Origin of the sequence: Pseudomonas sp. HS6-2 (genome assembly GCF_049325675.2) — a bacterium.
Taxonomy (GTDB): Bacteria; Pseudomonadota; Gammaproteobacteria; order Pseudomonadales; family Pseudomonadaceae; genus Aquipseudomonas; species Aquipseudomonas putida_N.
Map to the genome: position 1 here is coordinate 64,417 of NZ_CM143906.1, position 15,430 is coordinate 79,846.

Genomic DNA, 15,430 nt, shown 5'->3' on the forward strand with positions numbered 1-15,430 from the left:
TGCCAATGTCGGAAATTGTTGGTATCAGGTGCTGCTTTTACTGCTCATGGCGTCTGAAAATGCCTGGCATGCATCTTGATAAATCTCCATCCACTGCCTACGCCTGTACAAGGCGAGGCAGACAATTTGGAGAACGTGATGATCATCGGCAACAACCTTCACGTGGACGCCTTCTACGACAAGGCGACCTCGACCATCAGCTACCTGGTCATGGACCGTGAAACTCTTCAGTGCGCATTGATCGACAGCGTGCTGGACTACGACCCCAAGTCCGGTCGCACCTGCACCGCGTCCGCGGATCGTCTGATCGAGCGCGTGACTGAGCTGCACGCCAAGGTGCAGTGGGTGCTGGAAACCCATGTGCACGCTGACCACCTCTCGGCAGCGGCCTACCTCAAGGCCAAGCTCGGTGGCCACACGGCCATCGGCGCGCACATTACGCAGGTCCAGAAAGTCTTCGGCACGTTGTTCAATGCCGAGCCAGGCTTCGCCCGGGATGGCAGTCAGTTCGATGTGCTCTTCGAAGATGAAGAGGGTTTCAGCATCGGCAACCTGCATGCCCGTGCGTTGCATACACCGGGGCATACGCCCGCGTGTATCAGCTACATGGTCGTGGACGCTGGCGAGACGGCGGTGTTCGTCGGCGATACCCTGTTCATGCCTGATTACGGCACCGCTCGCTGCGACTTCCCCGGCGCCGATGCCCGAACGCTGTACCGCTCGATCCGCCGGCTGCTGGCATTCTCCGACCAGACCCAGTTGTTCATGTGCCACGACTACCTGCCAGGCGGGCGCGAGATGCAGTACGTCACCACGGTGGCCGAGCAGCGCGCCAGCAATATCCACATCCATCAAGGTATCGACGAGGACAGCTTCGTGGCCATGCGCGAAGCCCGCGACAAGACCCTCGACATGCCCGTGCTGATCCTGCCATCGGTGCAGGTGAACATGCGCAGCGGCCAGCTCCCCGAGCCTGAAGAAAACGGCGTGAGCTACCTGAAGATCCCGCTGAATAAACTTTGACTGCCCTGCCCCATTACCAGAAATTCCAGGATTGACTGCCATGCCTGCCAATAACGACCACCACAAGGTGGTCATCATCGGTGCCGGTGCCGCCGGTATCGCCACTGCTTCCAGCCTGATTGCCCGCGACCCTTCACTGGATATCGCCCTGATCGACCCTGCCGACGTGCACTACTACCAGCCAGGCTGGACCATGGTCGGCGCCGGCGTTTTCAAAGCGCCGAGCACCGCCCGCACCATGGCCTCCGCCATCCCGCGCGGCGTGCGTTGGATCAAGGCACGTGTCCACGGCTTCGACCCCGCTGCCCAGCTGGTCACCCTGGAGGGAGGTCGCGCCATCAGTTATGAACAGCTGGTGGTCTGCCCCGGCCTCAAGCTCGACTGGGACGCGATCGACGGGCTCAGCGAAACCCTTGGCCGCAACGGTGTCACCTCCAACTACCGCTACGACCTGGCACCTTACACCTGGGAGCTGGTGCAAACGCTCAAGCAAGGGCATGCCCTGTTTACCCAGCCGCCGATGCCGATCAAGTGCGCTGGCGCGCCGCAAAAGGCACTGTACCTGTCCTGCGACCATTGGCTGCGCAGTGGTCGGCTGGGCGACGTGAAAGCCAGTTTCTTCAATGCCGGTGCCGTGCTGTTCGGCGTTCCCGACTACGTGCCAGCCTTGATGGCCTACATCGACAAGTACGGCGTGAACCTCAATTACAGCCATCGACTGGTGGCCGTGGATGGGCCCAACCAGCGTGCCACTTTCGTTCGTACGCTACCCGACGGCAGCAGTGAAACCCGTACCGAAGTCTTCGACATGCTGCACGTGGTGCCGCCACAGGTTGCCCCGGACTTCATCCGTCAGAGCCCTTTGGCCGATGCAGCCGGTTGGGTCGACGTCGATCCGCATACCTTGCGCCACCGTCAGTTCGGCAACGTCCACGCACTGGGCGATGTGGCCAACACCAGCAATGCCAAGACTGCTGCGGCTGCGCGCAAGCAGGCGCCAGTGGTCGCCAACAACGTGCTGGTAGCACTGGGCCGCCTCCCGACCCTGGCCCAATACGACGGCTATGGCTCCTGCCCACTGACCGTCGAGCGCGGCAAGATCGTCCTGGCCGAGTTCACCTATGGCGGTAAGGTCGCACCGAGCTTCCCTCGCTGGTTGCTCGATGGACGCCAGCCGACACGCCTGGCCTGGCTGCTCAAGGCACGGGTGTTGCCGCCGTTGTACTGGCAGGGGATGCTCAAAGGCCGTGAGTGGCTGGCGCGCCCGCAACCGTTGGACACCGAGGCCGCACAGTGATCGAACATCAACTGCTGGGCGCTGGCTTGGGCGCGATCATCGGTGCAGTGCTGGCGCTGACCGGCGCCGGTGGTGGCATCCTGGCGGTGCCGCTGCTGGTGTTCGGGTTGGGCCTGTCGATGGTCGAAGCGGCCCCCATCGGGCTTCTCGCCGTGGGGCTTGCTGCGGCGGTGGGTGCGGTACTCGGCTTGCGCGAGGGGCTGGTGCGTTATCGCGCCGCCCTCTTCATCGCCTTGATCGGTATCGCGGCGGCACCGTTCGGCCTGATGCTGGCTCACCGCTTGCCCAATACACCCTTGGCGCTGGTGTTCGCTGCGGTGCTGATCTATGCCTGCCTGCGCATCTGGCGCAAGGCGGTCAAAGAGCTGCGCGGCGAAGGCAGCGAAGCCCATCGCTACATCGAGCCCTGCGTGTTGAACCCATTGCAGGGGCGCTTGCGCTGGACGTTACCCTGCGCACGCGCCCTGGCATTTACCGGGGCCATGTCTGGCTTGCTCTCCGGCCTGCTGGGGGTTGGCGGCGGCTTTGTGATCATCCCCGCCTTGAACCGCTACACCAACCTGCGCATGAAGAGCATCGTCTCGACCTCACTGGCCGTGATCGCGCTGGTTTCCACGGGGAGCGTGGTCAGCGCCAGCCTTGCTGGTGTGATGCACTGGCGGATCGGCGCACCTTTTGCCATCGGTGCGGTGATCGGCCTGTTGCTGGCCCGACCACTGGCGGCAAAAATCGCCGGGCCTCGCCTGCAGCAGATGTTCGCTGTCGCCGGTTGGCTGGCGGCCGTGCTGCTGGTCGGCAAGGCGCTATTCGGCTAGCAGCTCGTCCTGTTCCGCCGCGCACAGCGCCAGCAGGTAGTCCCACACCACCCGCAGGCGCACCGACTTGTGCAACTCGCGACGGGTACAGATCCAGTAGCTGCGCTGGATGGTCTCGCTGGGCAGCACGCGCACCAGCGTTGGGTCATGGCGAGCCATGTAGTTCGGCAGCACGGCGATGCCCAGCCCTGCGCGTGCGGCGGTTTGCTGTGCAATCACACTGGTACTGCGGAAGGCCACGTTCGGCGCGCGGCAGAAGCTGTTGAGAAACAGCAGTTCCTGGCTGAACAGCAGGTCATCGACGTAGCCGATCCAGCTGTGCCGGGCCAGGTCCTCGCGGTTGCGCAGTGGGGGCGCCCGGTCCAGGTAGTCCTGGCTGGCGTACAGTGCCAGGCGGTAGTCGGTGAGCTTGCGGGTGATCAGCAGGTCGGCGTTTGGCCGCTCCAGATGAATGCTGATCTCCGCTTCGCGGTTGAGGATGCTGACGAAGCGCGGTACCGCCACCAGCTCCACCTCAAGCCCCGGATAGCGGGTGAACAGCTCGCTCATCCGCGGGGTGAAGAACATGATGCCGATGCCTTCGGTGACGCCCAGGCGAATCTTGCCCAGCGGGGTAATGGCCTGGGTGATTTCTTCCTGCGCCAGCAGGGCAACGTTCTCCATGGCTTCGGCGTGTTTGAGCAGCGCCTGGCCCGAGGGGGTCAGTTCATAGCCCTGGGCGTGCTGCACGAATAGTGGCGTGCCCAGGCTCTTCTCGATGCTCTCGATATGCCGGGCGACCGTGCTGTGGGTGGTATTGAGGCGCTTGGCTGCCGTGAGCAGACGGCCGCTGCGCTGCAACTCGAGGAAAAACCGCAGATCGTTCCAGTCGAACATGTTGATCCTTAGGGCTGTGCTAAAACGCACAACGGCTGCGTGAAATCTCGTGTTTCCTTGGCGAAATTACTCACTAAGATGGATCGGGACAAGAATAATAATCAGGCGCGAGGTTGCACATGCCATCAGCCGATTCTGTCTTCGACTACGTGGTCGTAGGCGCTGGTCCCGCCGGCTGCCTGCTGGCCAATCGTTTGTCCGCCGACCCTTCCTGCCGCGTCCTGCTGCTCGAAGCTGGCGGCCGCGACAACTATCCCTGGATTCACATTCCCGTCGGTTACCTGTACTGCATCGGTAACCCCCGCACCGACTGGTGCTTCAAGACCGAAGCACAGCCCGGCCTCCTCGGTCGCGCCTTGGGATATCCACGGGGCAAGGTGCTGGGTGGTTGTTCGTCCATCAACGGCATGATCTACATGCGTGGCCAGGCCGCCGACTACGACCATTGGGCCGAGCAAGGCAACGAGGGCTGGGCTTGGAAGGATGTACTGCCGCTGTTCAAGGCCAGCGAGAACCATTTTGCCGGCGCCAGCGAACACCATGGCGGTGAGGGTGAATGGCGGGTCGAGCGCCAGCGTTACAGCTGGCCGATCCTCGATGCCTTCCGTGACGCCGCCGAGCAGAGTGGCATCGGCAAGGTCGACGACTTCAATACCGGCGACAACCAGGGCTGTGGATACTTTCAGGTCAATCAGCGCAGCGGCGTGCGCTGGAACGCCTCCAAGGCTTTCCTGCGGCCAATCAAGGACCGTCCCAACCTCACCGTGCTGACCGGCGTGGAGGTTGACCAGGTGCTGTTGAACAACACCCGTGCCCGTGCGGTCAAGGCGCAGTGGCAAGGTGCCTGGCACGAGTTTGCTGCGCGTCGCGAGATCATCCTCTGTGCTGGCGCCGTGGGTTCGCCCGGCATCCTCCAGCGCTCGGGCATCGGCCCGCGCAAGCTGCTCGAAAGCCTGGGTATCGGTGTGCGCCACGACATGCCTGGCGTTGGCGGCAACCTGCAGGATCACCTGCAACTGCGGCTGATCTATCAGATTCGCAACACCCGCACCCTCAACCAGATGGCCAACAGCCTGTGGGGCAAGCTGGGCATGGGCCTGCGCTATCTTTACAACCGCAGTGGCCCGCTGGCAATGGCTCCGAGCCAGTTGGGCGCCTTCGTGCGGTCGAGCCCGGAGCAGGCCACAGCCAACCTGCAGTATCACGTGCAGCCATTGTCACTGGAGCGCTTCGGCGAGCCGCTGCACCCGTTCCCGGCCTTCACCGCCTCGGTGTGCAACCTGCGCCCGGCCAGCCGTGGGCGCATCGATATCCGCAGCGCGAACATGAACAGCACACCGCTGATCGATCCCAACTATTTGAGCGACCCCGAGGACCTGCGCGTTGCCGCCGATGCCATCCGTCTGACCCGGCGCATCGTCCAGGCCCCTGCCCTCGCCGCTTTCAATCCCCAAGAGTATCTGCCAGGCCCGTCCCTGCAAACCGAGGAAGAACTGTTCGACGCGGCCGGCAAGATCGGCACCACCATCTTCCACCCGGTCGGTACCTGCCGCATGGGCAACGGCGAGCTGGACGTTGTGGATAACCAGCTGCGCGTGCACGGCATCCCTGGCCTGCGTGTGGCCGATGCCTCGATCATGCCGCGGATCACCTCCGGCAATACCTGTTCCCCCACCCTGATGATCGCCGAGAAGGCGGCGCAACTGATCCTCAAAGGAGCCGCGACCCAGACCTACCTGAACGAAGACGCAGTACCGACCCCCTGACCCGGGAGCGTGCAACACCGGCAGCTCGCGGTCACAAGCTGCCGACAGTGGAACAACAAGAATAATCACTGTGGCCTGCGGGCCGAGGACAGCAACGATGTCGGATTACATCCAAGAGCAGGGTGCGACGGCGAGTACCTCCAGCCGTCGTGAAGAACGCAAGATCATTTTCGCGTCATCCCTCGGGACTGTGTTCGAGTGGTATGACTTTTTTCTCTATGGGGCGCTGGCTGCTGTCATCAGCAAGCAGTTCTTCGCCGGGGTGAATGACACCACGGCCTTCATCTTCGCCCTCATGGCCTTTGCCGCCGGCTTCCTGGTGCGGCCGTTCGGTGCGCTGGTGTTTGGCCGCCTGGGCGACATGATCGGGCGCAAGTACACCTTCCTGGTGACCATCGTGCTGATGGGCCTGTCGACATTCGCCGTCGGCCTGCTACCCACCTACGCCAGCATCGGCATCGCGGCACCGATCATTCTGGTGATTCTGCGCATGCTCCAGGGGCTGGCACTGGGCGGTGAATACGGCGGTGCTGCCACCTACGTGGCTGAGCACGCGCCACCCGGCAAGCGTGGCTTCCACACCGGTTTCATCCAGTCCACTGCGACCCTGGGCCTGCTGCTGTCATTGCTGGTGGTACTGGGCAGTCGCTACATCAGTGGTGATCAGTTCGAAACCTGGGGCTGGCGCCTGCCGTTCCTGCTGTCGATTTTCCTGTTGGCGATCTCCACTTGGATCCGCATGAGCATGCACGAGTCGCCGGCCTTTGTGAAAATGAAAGCCCAGGGCAAGGTCAGCAAGTCGCCAATCCGCGAATCGTTTACCTCCTGGCCCAACCTGAAGGTCGTGCTCACCGCGCTGTTCAGTATCAATGCCGGGCAAGCCGTGACCTTCTACACGGCGCAGTTCTACGTGCTGTTCTTCCTGACCCAGATGCTCAAGATGGACCCAGCGCAGGCCAACACCTTGCTGATCATCAGCGTGGTCATCGGTGCGCCGTTCTTCGTGTTCTTCGGGTGGCTGTCCGATCGCATTGGGCGCAAGCCGATCCTGATGCTCGGCCTGCTGCTGGCCACCGTGCTGTACTTCCCGATGTTCAAGGCCCTGAGCCACTACGCCAACCCGCAGATCGATGCGGCCAGCCGCCAGGCGCCAATCGTGGTCACCGCAGACCCGCAAGGCTGCACCTTCCAGTTCGACCCGGTTGGCAAGGCGCGTTTCGACAGCCCGTGCGACAAGGTCAAGACCTTCCTGGTCAAGCAGGGCTTGCCGTACAGCTCGGTGAACGTGGCCGGCAGTGATGTGGTGGTGAACATTGGCGACAAGACCATCAACGGCTTCGATGAAGCGGCCATGCGCACGGCGATCGATCAGGCGGGTTACCCGGCCAAGGCAGACCCGGGGCAGGTCAACCAGGTGATGGTGGTGGTGCTGATCGTGGCAATGATCCTGATCGCGACCATGACCTACGGGCCGCTGGCAGCGGTGATGGTCGAGCTGTTCCCGACCCGCATCCGCTACACCTCGATGTCGCTGCCCTACCACATCGGCAACGGCTGGTTCGGCGGTTTCCTGCCAACGGTGTCGTTCGCGCTGGTGGTGTATACCGGGGATATCTTCTACGGCCTGTGGTACCCAGTGCTGGTGACCGGCATCAGCCTGGTGGTGGGAATCTTCTGCCTGAAAGAAACCAAGGACGTGGATATCGACAAAGTCTGACGCCATCACCACGCCATAAAAAAACCGGCTGTAAAAGCCGGTTTTCTTATGCCTCCAAAAAACTTATGCACGTTTTTCAGAAAAATGTCACACCGAGAAATAAACAGCTAATTCATACACTTAGCTTCGTATCCAGGCGCTTCATGAACAAACTGTTCACAAGTTATCCACAGATGATCAGGCCATCTGCTCCTGCGGTTTTTCGTCCACTGGCGGCAGCGAGCCCATGGCCCGCTGGGTCGCTTCGTTCCACGTCGCAGCACGGTCGTTGAGCTCGGCAATGGCCCGTGGCCCGCTGCCCTCAGCGTACATCGGCTTGCCGATCACAACCTCGATGGTGCCCGAGCGCTTGCCCCAACCCGTCTTGGGCCAGAACTTGCCAGCGTTGTGGGCAATTGGCAGCACTGGCAACCCGGCATTCACGGCCAGTGCGGTACCGCCCCGGGAGAATTTACCCATAGTACCGAACGGCACACGGGTGCCTTCCGGGAAGATCAGCACCCAGGTTTTCTGCTTGAGCAACTCGTCACCCTTGCTGGCCACCTGGCGCAGAGCTTCCTTGGGGTTGTCGCGGTTGATCGCGATCGGCCTCAGCATGGCCATGGCCCAACCAAAGAACGGCACATACAGCAGCTCACGCTTGAGCACCTGGCTCAGCGGCGAGAAGTACTGGGAAAGGAAGAAGGTTTCCCAGGTGCTCTGGTGGTTGGACAGGATCACGCAGGGCTCATCTGGCACGTTCTCGGCACCGGTGACCTTGTAGTTGATACCGAGGATGGTGCGCACCAGGAACAGTGCGCAACGGCACCAGTACACGTTGATGAACTTGTAGCGCTTGGGGAACGACAAGAACGGCGCGACGAAGAAGCTCAGCGAGCACCACAGCAGCGAGCTGGTGCCCAGCAGCAGGTAAAAAAGAAAGATTCTGATCGCCTGCAGGATCGACATAGTGGCAAGTACCGTTGCGGGGCGTGCCCGCCTGGGAGAAATGCGCCCGAGGGCGCATTGTTGTTTAAATAATTTCTCTGGCGATGGCTGCCAGATCGTCGAAAATCAGTGTAGTTTCCGGGACGCCTTTTTCCAGGGTCCGCTCACCCTTGCCGGTTTTCACCAACACGGGTTGTGCACCGACGGCCAGGGCGGCCTCCAGGTCACCTTTGCTGTCGCCGACAAACCAGACGCCTTCCAGGCCCACCTGGTAATGCTCGGCGATCGCCCGCAGCATGCCAGGCTTGGGCTTGCGGCATTCGCAGCCTTCGTCCGGCCCGTGCGGGCAATACACGATATGGCCCACCTCGCCGCCCTGCTCGGCCACCAGCGCGCGCAGGCGCGCGTGCATGGCCTCGAGGGTTGCCAGCGAGTAATAGCCACGGGCGATGCCGGACTGGTTGGTGGCAACTGCCACCGTCCAGCCCGCCTTGCTCAACTGCGCGATGGCCTCGACCGAGCCAGGGATCGGGATCCACTCTTCCAGCGTCTTGATGTAGGCGTCGGAGTCTTGGTTGATCACCCCGTCACGATCGAGAATCAGCAGTTTCAAGGCTTACCCCAGCAGCGAAATGTCGGCCACGCCCAGGAACAGGCCGCGCAGGCGGCTGAGCAGGGCATAACGGTTGGCACGGACCTTGGCGTCTTCGGCGTTGACCATCACCGCCTCGAAGAAGGCGTCGACCGGGTCACGCAGGGCCGCCAGGCGGGCCAGCGATTCGCTGTACTGACGAGCGGCTGCCATCGGTTGCACGGCCTGGTCGGCCTGCTGGATGGCCGAGTACAGAGAGAACTCGTTGGCGTTGTCGAAGTACTTCGGCTCGACCTGGTCGGCGATGGCGCCTTCGGCCTTGCTCAGCAGGTTCGACACACGCTTGTTCACCGCGGCCAGGGCTTCGGCTTCCGGCAGTTTGCGGAAGGCCTGCACTGCCTGCACGCGCTGGTCGAAGTCCAGGGCAGAAGCCGGCTTCAGGGCACGTACCGACAGGTAGGTGGCAACGTCGATGCCTTCGTCTTCGTAGCGTGCACGCAGGCGGTCGAAGATGAACTCCAGCACCTGCTCGGCCAGGCCTGCGGCCTTGACCTTGGCACCGAACTGCTTGACCGCGAACTCGACCGCAGCGCTCAAGTCCAGGTCCAGTTGCTTCTCGATCAGGATGCGCAGCACGCCCAGGGCGGCACGACGCAGGGCATACGGGTCCTTGCTGCCGGTGGGCAGCATGCCGATGCCAAAGATGCCGACCAAGGTGTCGAGCTTGTCTGCGATGGCCACGGCAGCACCGGTGAGGGTCTGCGGCAGCTCGGCGCCAGCACCGCGCGGCATGTACTGCTCGTTCAGGGCCAGGGCGACGTCTTCCGGCTCACCGTCGTTGAGCGCGTAGTAGTAGCCGGCAACACCCTGCATTTCAGGGAATTCGCCGACCATCTCGGTAGCCAGGTCGCACTTCGACAGCAGGCCGGCACGGCCAGCGCGTTGGGCGTTACCGCCGATCAGCGGGGCAATGAAGGCAGCCAGTTTGGAAACGCGCTCGGCCTTGTCGTAGACAGTGCCCAGCTGGGCCTGGAACACCACGTTCTTCAGGCGCTCGTTGAAGGTTTCCAGCGGCTGCTTCTTGTCCTGCTTGAAGAAGAACTCGGCGTCGGTCAGGCGCGGGCGCACGACCTTCTCGTTACCCTGCACGATTTGCTTGGGGTCACGGCTCTCGACGTTGGCCACTGTGATGAAGCGCGGCAGCAGCTTGCCTTCGCTGTCCAGCAGGCAGAAGTACTTCTGGTTGTCCTGCATGGTGGTGATCAGGGCTTCCTGAGGCACTTCGAGGAAACGCTCCTCGAACGAGCACACCAGCGGCACCGGCCATTCGACCAGGGCAGTCACTTCGTCCAGCAGTGCCGGCGGCACGATGGCGCTGCCTTCCTGCTGCATGGCCAGCTCGGCGGTACGCTTGCTGATCAGCTCGCGACGCTCGGCGAAGTCGGCCAGCACGTAGGCCTTGCGCAGGTCTTCAACATAGTTGGCCGGGGTGGTGATGACCACGTTCTCCGGGTGGTGGAAGCGGTGGCCACGGGATTCACGGCCGGCCTTCTGCGACAGGATGGTGCAGTCGACCACCTGGTCGCCAAGCAGCATCACCAGCCACTGGGTTGGGCGCACGAACTCTTCACGGCTGGCGGCCCAGCGCATGCGCTTGGGGATCGGCAGGTCGTTGAGCGAATCCTCGACGATGGTCGGCAACAGGCTGGCGGTGGCCTTGCCCGGGATGTGCTGGGAGAAGCGCAGCTTGGCGCCGCTCTGGTCGATTTCGGCCAGCTCTACGCCGCACTTCTTGGCAAAGCCCAGGGCAGCCTGGGTCGGCTCGCCGTCTTTGAAGGCCGCCTGCATGGGCGGGCCGTCGACGTTGATGCTGCGATCGGGCTGCTGCACGTCGAGCTGGCGGATCAGTACGGCCAAACGGCGTGGCGCTGCGTACACCTGTTTGCTGGTGTAGTTCAGGCCAGCGGCCTGCAGGCCCTTCTCGATGCCGGCCAGGAAGGCGTCGCCGAGGCTGGCCAGGGCTTTGGGTGGCAGCTCTTCGGTGCCCAGTTCTACCAGGAAATCTTGAGCACTCATTGTGCAGCCTCCAGCTTCGCCAACACTTCGTCACGCAGTTCAGGGGTGGCCATCGGGAAGCCCAGGCGTGCACGGGCTTGCAGATAGCTTTGCGCCACGTCCCGGGCCAGGGTACGTACGCGCAGGATGTAACGCTGGCGCTCGGTTACCGAGATGGCGCGGCGGGCGTCCAGCAGGTTGAAGGTGTGCGAGGCCTTCAGGACCATTTCATAGGTCGGCAGCGGCAGCTCCAGCTTGATCAGGCGGTTGGCTTCGCTTTCATAGAAGTCGAACAGTTCGAACAGCTTCTCGACGTTGGCGTGCTCGAAGTTGTAGGTCGACTGTTCCACCTCGTTCTGGTGGAACACGTCGCCGTAGGTAACCTTGCCGAACGGGCCGTCGGCCCACACCAGGTCGTAGACCGAGTCCACGCCCTGGATGTACATGGCCAGGCGCTCGAGGCCGTAGGTGATTTCACCGGTGACCGGGTAGCACTCGATGCCACCGACCTGCTGGAAGTAGGTGAACTGGGTGACTTCCATGCCGTTCAGCCAGATTTCCCAGCCCAGGCCCCAGGCGCCCAGGGTCGGCGACTCCCAGTTGTCTTCGACGAAGCGGATGTCGTGGACCAGCGGGTCCAGGCCGATGGCCTTCAGCGAGCCGAGGTACAGCTCCTGGAAGTTGGCCGGGTTCGGCTTCAGGACCACCTGGAACTGGTAGTAGTGCTGCAGGCGGTTGGGGTTTTCGCCATACCGCCCGTCGGCAGGGCGACGGCTAGGCTGCACATAGGCGGCGTTCCAGGTTTCTGGACCCACGGCGCGCAGGAATGTAGCGGTGTGGAAAGTGCCGGCGCCTACTTCCATATCGTAGGGCTGAAGTACCACACAACCTTGAGCTGCCCAGTAGTTTTGCAGGGCGAGGATCAGGTCTTGGAAGGTACGCACGGCTGGCGTAGGCTGGCTCACGAAATTCACCTGTATCTGGGGATGCGGATGTAAAGAGCGGGAGTATAACCTGATTCGCCTCGCCCTCTACTCATTGGAGCCTTATGCCACGCTGCTTTTGGTGTACCGACGATCCGTTGTACCAGGCCTACCACGACCAGGAATGGGGAACGCCACAGCGTGACCCGGCGTTGCTGTTCGAGATGCTTTTGCTCGAAGGGTTCCAGGCGGGGCTTTCGTGGATCACCGTTTTGCGCAAACGCGAGCGTTATCGCGAGGTGATGCATGGCTTCGACCCCGTGAAACTGGCGGCCATGAGCGACGAACGAATCGAGGAGCTTATGCTGGATGCGGGCATCATCCGCAACCGCCTCAAGCTCAAGGCTGCCCGGCGCAACGCGCAGGCCTGGCTGGCTGTGGATAACCCCGCCGATTGGCTCTGGTCGTTCGTGGGCGGCGAGCCGAAGATCAACCACTTCCAGGGCCGTGGCGACGTGCCGGCGGTCACCGACGAAGCCAAGGCCATGAGCAAGGCCCTGCAGAAAGCTGGCTTCACCTTCGTCGGCCCGACCATCTGCTACGCCTTCATGCAGGCGACCGGCATGGTCATGGACCACACCACCGATTGCGATCGCTACGCCGCCTTGTTGCGCTGAGGGGTTACAATGCGCGCCTTGCTGAAATAAGGAATTGCCTGTGGAAAAGTTCAAGGGCGCCCTGATGGTCGGGGTGCTGCGTCTGTTTGCCAAGCTGCCCTGGGGCGCTGTGCAGCGCGTCGGCGCCGGTATCGGCTGGCTGATGTGGAAAGTCCCCAACGGCTCGCGCAATGTCGTGCGCATCAACCTGGCCAAGTGCTTCCCGGAGATGGATCCGGTCGAACGCGAGCAACTGGTCGGCCGTGCACTGAAGGATATCGGTAAATCCTTCGTCGAAAGCGCCTGTGCCTGGATCTGGCCGCCGCAGCGTTCGCTGGAGCTGGTCAAGGAAGTGCACGGCCTGGAAGTGCTGGAGCAGGCCCTGGCTTCGGGCAAGGGCGTGGTTGGTATCACCAGCCACCTGGGCAACTGGGAAGTGCTCAACCACTTCTACTGCAACCAGTGCAAACCGATCATCTTCTACCGCCCGCCGAAGCTCAAGGCAGTGGACGACCTGCTGCGCGAGCAGCGAGTGCAAATGGGCAACCGCGTGGCGCCTTCGACCAAGGAAGGCATCCTTAGCGTGATCAAGGAAGTGCGCCGCGGCGGGCAGGTGGGTATTCCTGCCGACCCGGAGCCGGCGGAATCGGCGGGGGTGTTCGTGCCGTTTCTGGGCACGCAGGCGCTGACCAGCAAGTTCGTGCCGAACATGCTGGCCGGTGGCAAGGCGGTGGGGGTGTTCCTGCACGCGCTGCGGCTGCCGGACGGGTCGGGCTTCAAGGTGTTCCTGGAGGCGGCGCCGGAAGAGATGTACAGCACCGACGTGAACGTATCGGCAGCGGCCATGAGCAAGGTGGTCGAGCGCTATGTGCGCGAGTACCCGAGCCAATACATGTGGAGCATGAAGCGCTTCAAGAAGCGCCCGGCAGGCGAGCCGCGCTGGTATTGAGTCCCTGGGGGCACTTTGTGCCCCATTCGCGGGACAAGCCCGCTCCTACAAGGAATCGCGGTCTCCTGTAGGAGCGGGCTTGCCCCGCGAATGGGCTGCAAAGCAGCCCCGGCGATCTCAGACCTTGTTCAATTTCTTCAGGAACACGGTCATCTCTTTCTCAGCCTGCTTGTCCCCATGGGCTTGAGCCGCAACAATCCCGTCTTCCCACGCCTTGCGCGCCGCCGCCAGGTCACCGACCAGCTGATACGCCTTCCCCAACAGCTTCCAGGCCGCCGAGTACTTCGGATCCTGCTCCACACACACCACCAGGTGCACCGCCGCTTCTGCGCCATTGCCCTCGTCCAGCCAGGCTTTGCCCAGGCCAAACCTCAGCAGCGGGTTATCCACACCCTTGGCCAGCATTTTCTCCAGCGATTCACGCATGCCGTCTTCTCCTAGAAGAAACTCAAGCCGACGTGGAACAGCTTCTCCACATCGCGAATGTGCTTTTTATCCACAACGAACAGGATCACATGGTCGCCCGACTCGATCACCGTGTCGTCGTGGGCGATCAGAACTTCCTCGTCGCGGATGATCGCGCCGATGGTGGTGCCCGGTGGCAAGGCGATGTTTTCCACAGCCTTGCCGACCACCTTGCTCGACTTCGAATCGCCGTGCGCCACCGCCTCGATGGCCTCGGCCGCACCGCGGCGCAGCGAGTGCACGCTGACGATATCGCCGCGACGCACGTGCGCCAGCAAGGTGCCGATGGTGGCCAGCTGCGGGCTGATGGCGATGTCGATTTCGCCGCCCTGCACCAGGTCGACATAGGCCGGGTTGTTGATGATGGTCATGACCTTGCCCGCGCCAAGGCGCTTGGCCAGCAGCGACGACATGATGTTGGCTTCGTCGTCGTTGGTCAGGGCCAGGAAGATGTCGGCGTCGGCGATGTTCTCTTCGAGCATCAGGTCCTTGTCCGAGGCGCTGCCCTGCAGCACTACGGTGCTTTCCAGGGTATCGGAGAGGTGCCGGCAGCGTGCCGCGCTCATCTCGATGATCTTCACCTGGTAGCGGCTCTCGATGGCTTCGGCCAAGCGCTCGCCAATCTGCCCGCCCCCGGCGATGACAATGCGTTTGTTGGTCTCGTCGATGCGGCGCAGCTCGCCCATCACGGCGCGGATGTCCTTCTTCGCCGCGATGAAGAACACTTCGTCATCGGCTTCGATCACTGTGTCGCCGCGTGGGGTGATCGGCCGGTCGCGGCGGAAGATCGCTGCGACGCGGGTATCGACGTTGGGCATGTGCGCGCGGATCTGGCGCAGCTGCTGGCCCACCAGCGGGCCGCCGTAGTAGGCCTTCACCGCCACCAGCTGGGCCTTGCCCTCGGCAAAATCGATCACCTGCAGCGAGCCTGGGTGTTCGATCAGGCGCTTGATGTAGTTGGTCACCACCTGCTCGGGGCTGATCAGCACATCGACCGGGATGTGGTCGTTGTCGAACAGCTCTTCGCGGGTCAGGTAGGCCGATTCGCGCACCCGGGCGATCTTGGTCGGGGTGTGGAAAAGCGTATAGGCCACCTGGCAGGCGACCATGTTGGTTTCGTCGCTGTTGGTCACCGCCACCAGCATGTCGGCGTCGTCGGCACCGGCCTGGCGCAGCACCGTCGGCAGCGAGCCGCGGCCCTGCACGGTACGGATGTCCAGACGGTCGCCGAGGTCGCGCAGGCGGTCGCCATCGGTATCGACCACGGTGATGTCGTTGGCTTCACTGGCCAGGTGTTCCGCCAGCGTACCGCCTACCTGCCCTGCGCCGAGGATGATGATCTTCATCCGCTACTCCCTAACCGTTGTAC

Annotated in this window: 14 protein-coding genes; 7 read left to right on the forward strand and 7 right to left on the reverse strand. The window is 62.7% G+C overall.

Annotation, left to right across the window (positions count from 1 at the left end):
* Positions 1 to 138: 138 nt before the first annotated feature.
* Genes ACOKS3_RS00280 through ACOKS3_RS00290 form a run of 3 tightly spaced genes read left to right on the forward strand, consistent with a single transcriptional unit; the run spans position 139 to position 3,135 of the window.
* Positions 139 to 1,023 carry an MBL fold metallo-hydrolase gene (locus ACOKS3_RS00280; protein ID WP_422764332.1) on the forward strand — a complete coding sequence of 295 codons (885 nt, stop codon included), beginning with the start codon at positions 139 to 141 and terminating at the stop codon, positions 1,021 to 1,023.
* 40 nt (positions 1,024 to 1,063) lie between these two features.
* The gene (locus ACOKS3_RS00285; protein ID WP_422764331.1) at positions 1,064 to 2,320 is read left to right on the forward strand and encodes an NAD(P)/FAD-dependent oxidoreductase; all 1,257 of its coding nucleotides are present in this window, start codon (positions 1,064 to 1,066) and stop codon (positions 2,318 to 2,320) included.
* Complete coding sequence (locus ACOKS3_RS00290; protein WP_422764330.1) at positions 2,317 to 3,135, forward strand: sulfite exporter TauE/SafE family protein; 819 nt, start codon at positions 2,317 to 2,319, stop codon at positions 3,133 to 3,135. The genes ACOKS3_RS00285 and ACOKS3_RS00290 overlap by 4 nt, the downstream gene beginning before the upstream one ends.
* On the opposite strand, the gene ACOKS3_RS00295 is transcribed toward ACOKS3_RS00290, so the two are convergent.
* The gene (locus ACOKS3_RS00295) at positions 3,124 to 4,011 is read right to left on the reverse strand and encodes a LysR family transcriptional regulator (RefSeq protein ID WP_103448381.1); all 888 of its coding nucleotides are present in this window, start codon (positions 4,009 to 4,011) and stop codon (positions 3,124 to 3,126) included. The two genes, ACOKS3_RS00290 and ACOKS3_RS00295, sit on opposite strands and share 12 nt — an antisense overlap.
* 119 nt (positions 4,012 to 4,130) lie before the next feature.
* On the opposite strand from ACOKS3_RS00295, the gene ACOKS3_RS00300 reads away from it, so the two are divergent.
* Entirely contained in the window at positions 4,131 to 5,777 is a 1,647-nt protein-coding gene (locus ACOKS3_RS00300; protein ID WP_103448380.1) for a GMC family oxidoreductase, read from the forward strand.
* Between the two features lie 97 nt (positions 5,778 to 5,874).
* Entirely contained in the window at positions 5,875 to 7,494 is a 1,620-nt protein-coding gene (locus ACOKS3_RS00305; RefSeq protein WP_103448379.1) for an MFS transporter, read from the forward strand.
* A 177-nt stretch (positions 7,495 to 7,671) separates the two neighbouring features.
* Here the strand turns inward: ACOKS3_RS00305 and ACOKS3_RS00310 are convergent, their stop codons facing one another.
* The 4 genes from ACOKS3_RS00310 to glyQ all read right to left on the reverse strand — a co-directional run bounded on the left by ACOKS3_RS00310 (position 7,672) and on the right by glyQ (position 12,033).
* Positions 7,672 to 8,442 carry a lysophospholipid acyltransferase family protein gene (locus ACOKS3_RS00310; protein WP_103448378.1) on the reverse strand — a complete coding sequence of 257 codons (771 nt, stop codon included), beginning with the start codon at positions 8,440 to 8,442 and terminating at the stop codon, positions 7,672 to 7,674.
* A gap of 64 nt (positions 8,443 to 8,506) precedes the next feature.
* Positions 8,507 to 9,034 carry a D-glycero-beta-D-manno-heptose 1,7-bisphosphate 7-phosphatase gene (gmhB, locus tag ACOKS3_RS00315; protein ID WP_103448377.1) on the reverse strand — a complete coding sequence of 176 codons (528 nt, stop codon included), beginning with the start codon at positions 9,032 to 9,034 and terminating at the stop codon, positions 8,507 to 8,509.
* A gap of 3 nt (positions 9,035 to 9,037) precedes the next feature.
* Positions 9,038 to 11,089, reverse strand: coding sequence for a glycine--tRNA ligase subunit beta (glyS, locus tag ACOKS3_RS00320; RefSeq protein WP_103448376.1), 2,052 nt, complete (start codon positions 11,087 to 11,089; stop codon positions 9,038 to 9,040).
* Positions 11,086 to 12,033, reverse strand: a complete 948-nt coding sequence (gene glyQ / locus ACOKS3_RS00325) for a glycine--tRNA ligase subunit alpha (protein ID WP_027592054.1) — start codon at positions 12,031 to 12,033, stop codon at positions 11,086 to 11,088. The genes glyS and glyQ overlap by 4 nt, the downstream gene beginning before the upstream one ends.
* 83 nt (positions 12,034 to 12,116) lie before the next feature.
* Here glyQ and ACOKS3_RS00330 point away from each other — a divergent pair, with 83 nt between their 5' ends.
* Together ACOKS3_RS00330 and ACOKS3_RS00335 are read left to right on the forward strand one after the other, a co-directional pair.
* Positions 12,117 to 12,668: a DNA-3-methyladenine glycosylase I gene (locus ACOKS3_RS00330; protein WP_103448375.1), complete on the forward strand. Its 552-nt coding sequence runs from the start codon at positions 12,117 to 12,119 to the stop codon at positions 12,666 to 12,668.
* Positions 12,669 to 12,708: 40 nt separating this feature from the next.
* Positions 12,709 to 13,596, forward strand: coding sequence for a lysophospholipid acyltransferase (locus ACOKS3_RS00335; RefSeq protein ID WP_085676573.1), 888 nt, complete (start codon positions 12,709 to 12,711; stop codon positions 13,594 to 13,596).
* A 117-nt stretch (positions 13,597 to 13,713) separates the two neighbouring features.
* On the opposite strand, the gene ACOKS3_RS00340 is transcribed toward ACOKS3_RS00335, so the two are convergent.
* Positions 13,714 to 14,022: a hypothetical protein gene (locus ACOKS3_RS00340; protein ID WP_422764329.1), complete on the reverse strand. Its 309-nt coding sequence runs from the start codon at positions 14,020 to 14,022 to the stop codon at positions 13,714 to 13,716.
* 11 nt (positions 14,023 to 14,033) lie between these two features.
* Positions 14,034 to 15,407, reverse strand: a complete 1,374-nt coding sequence (gene trkA / locus ACOKS3_RS00345) for a Trk system potassium transporter TrkA (protein WP_099816075.1) — start codon at positions 15,405 to 15,407, stop codon at positions 14,034 to 14,036.
* Positions 15,408 to 15,430 lie beyond the last annotated feature (23 nt).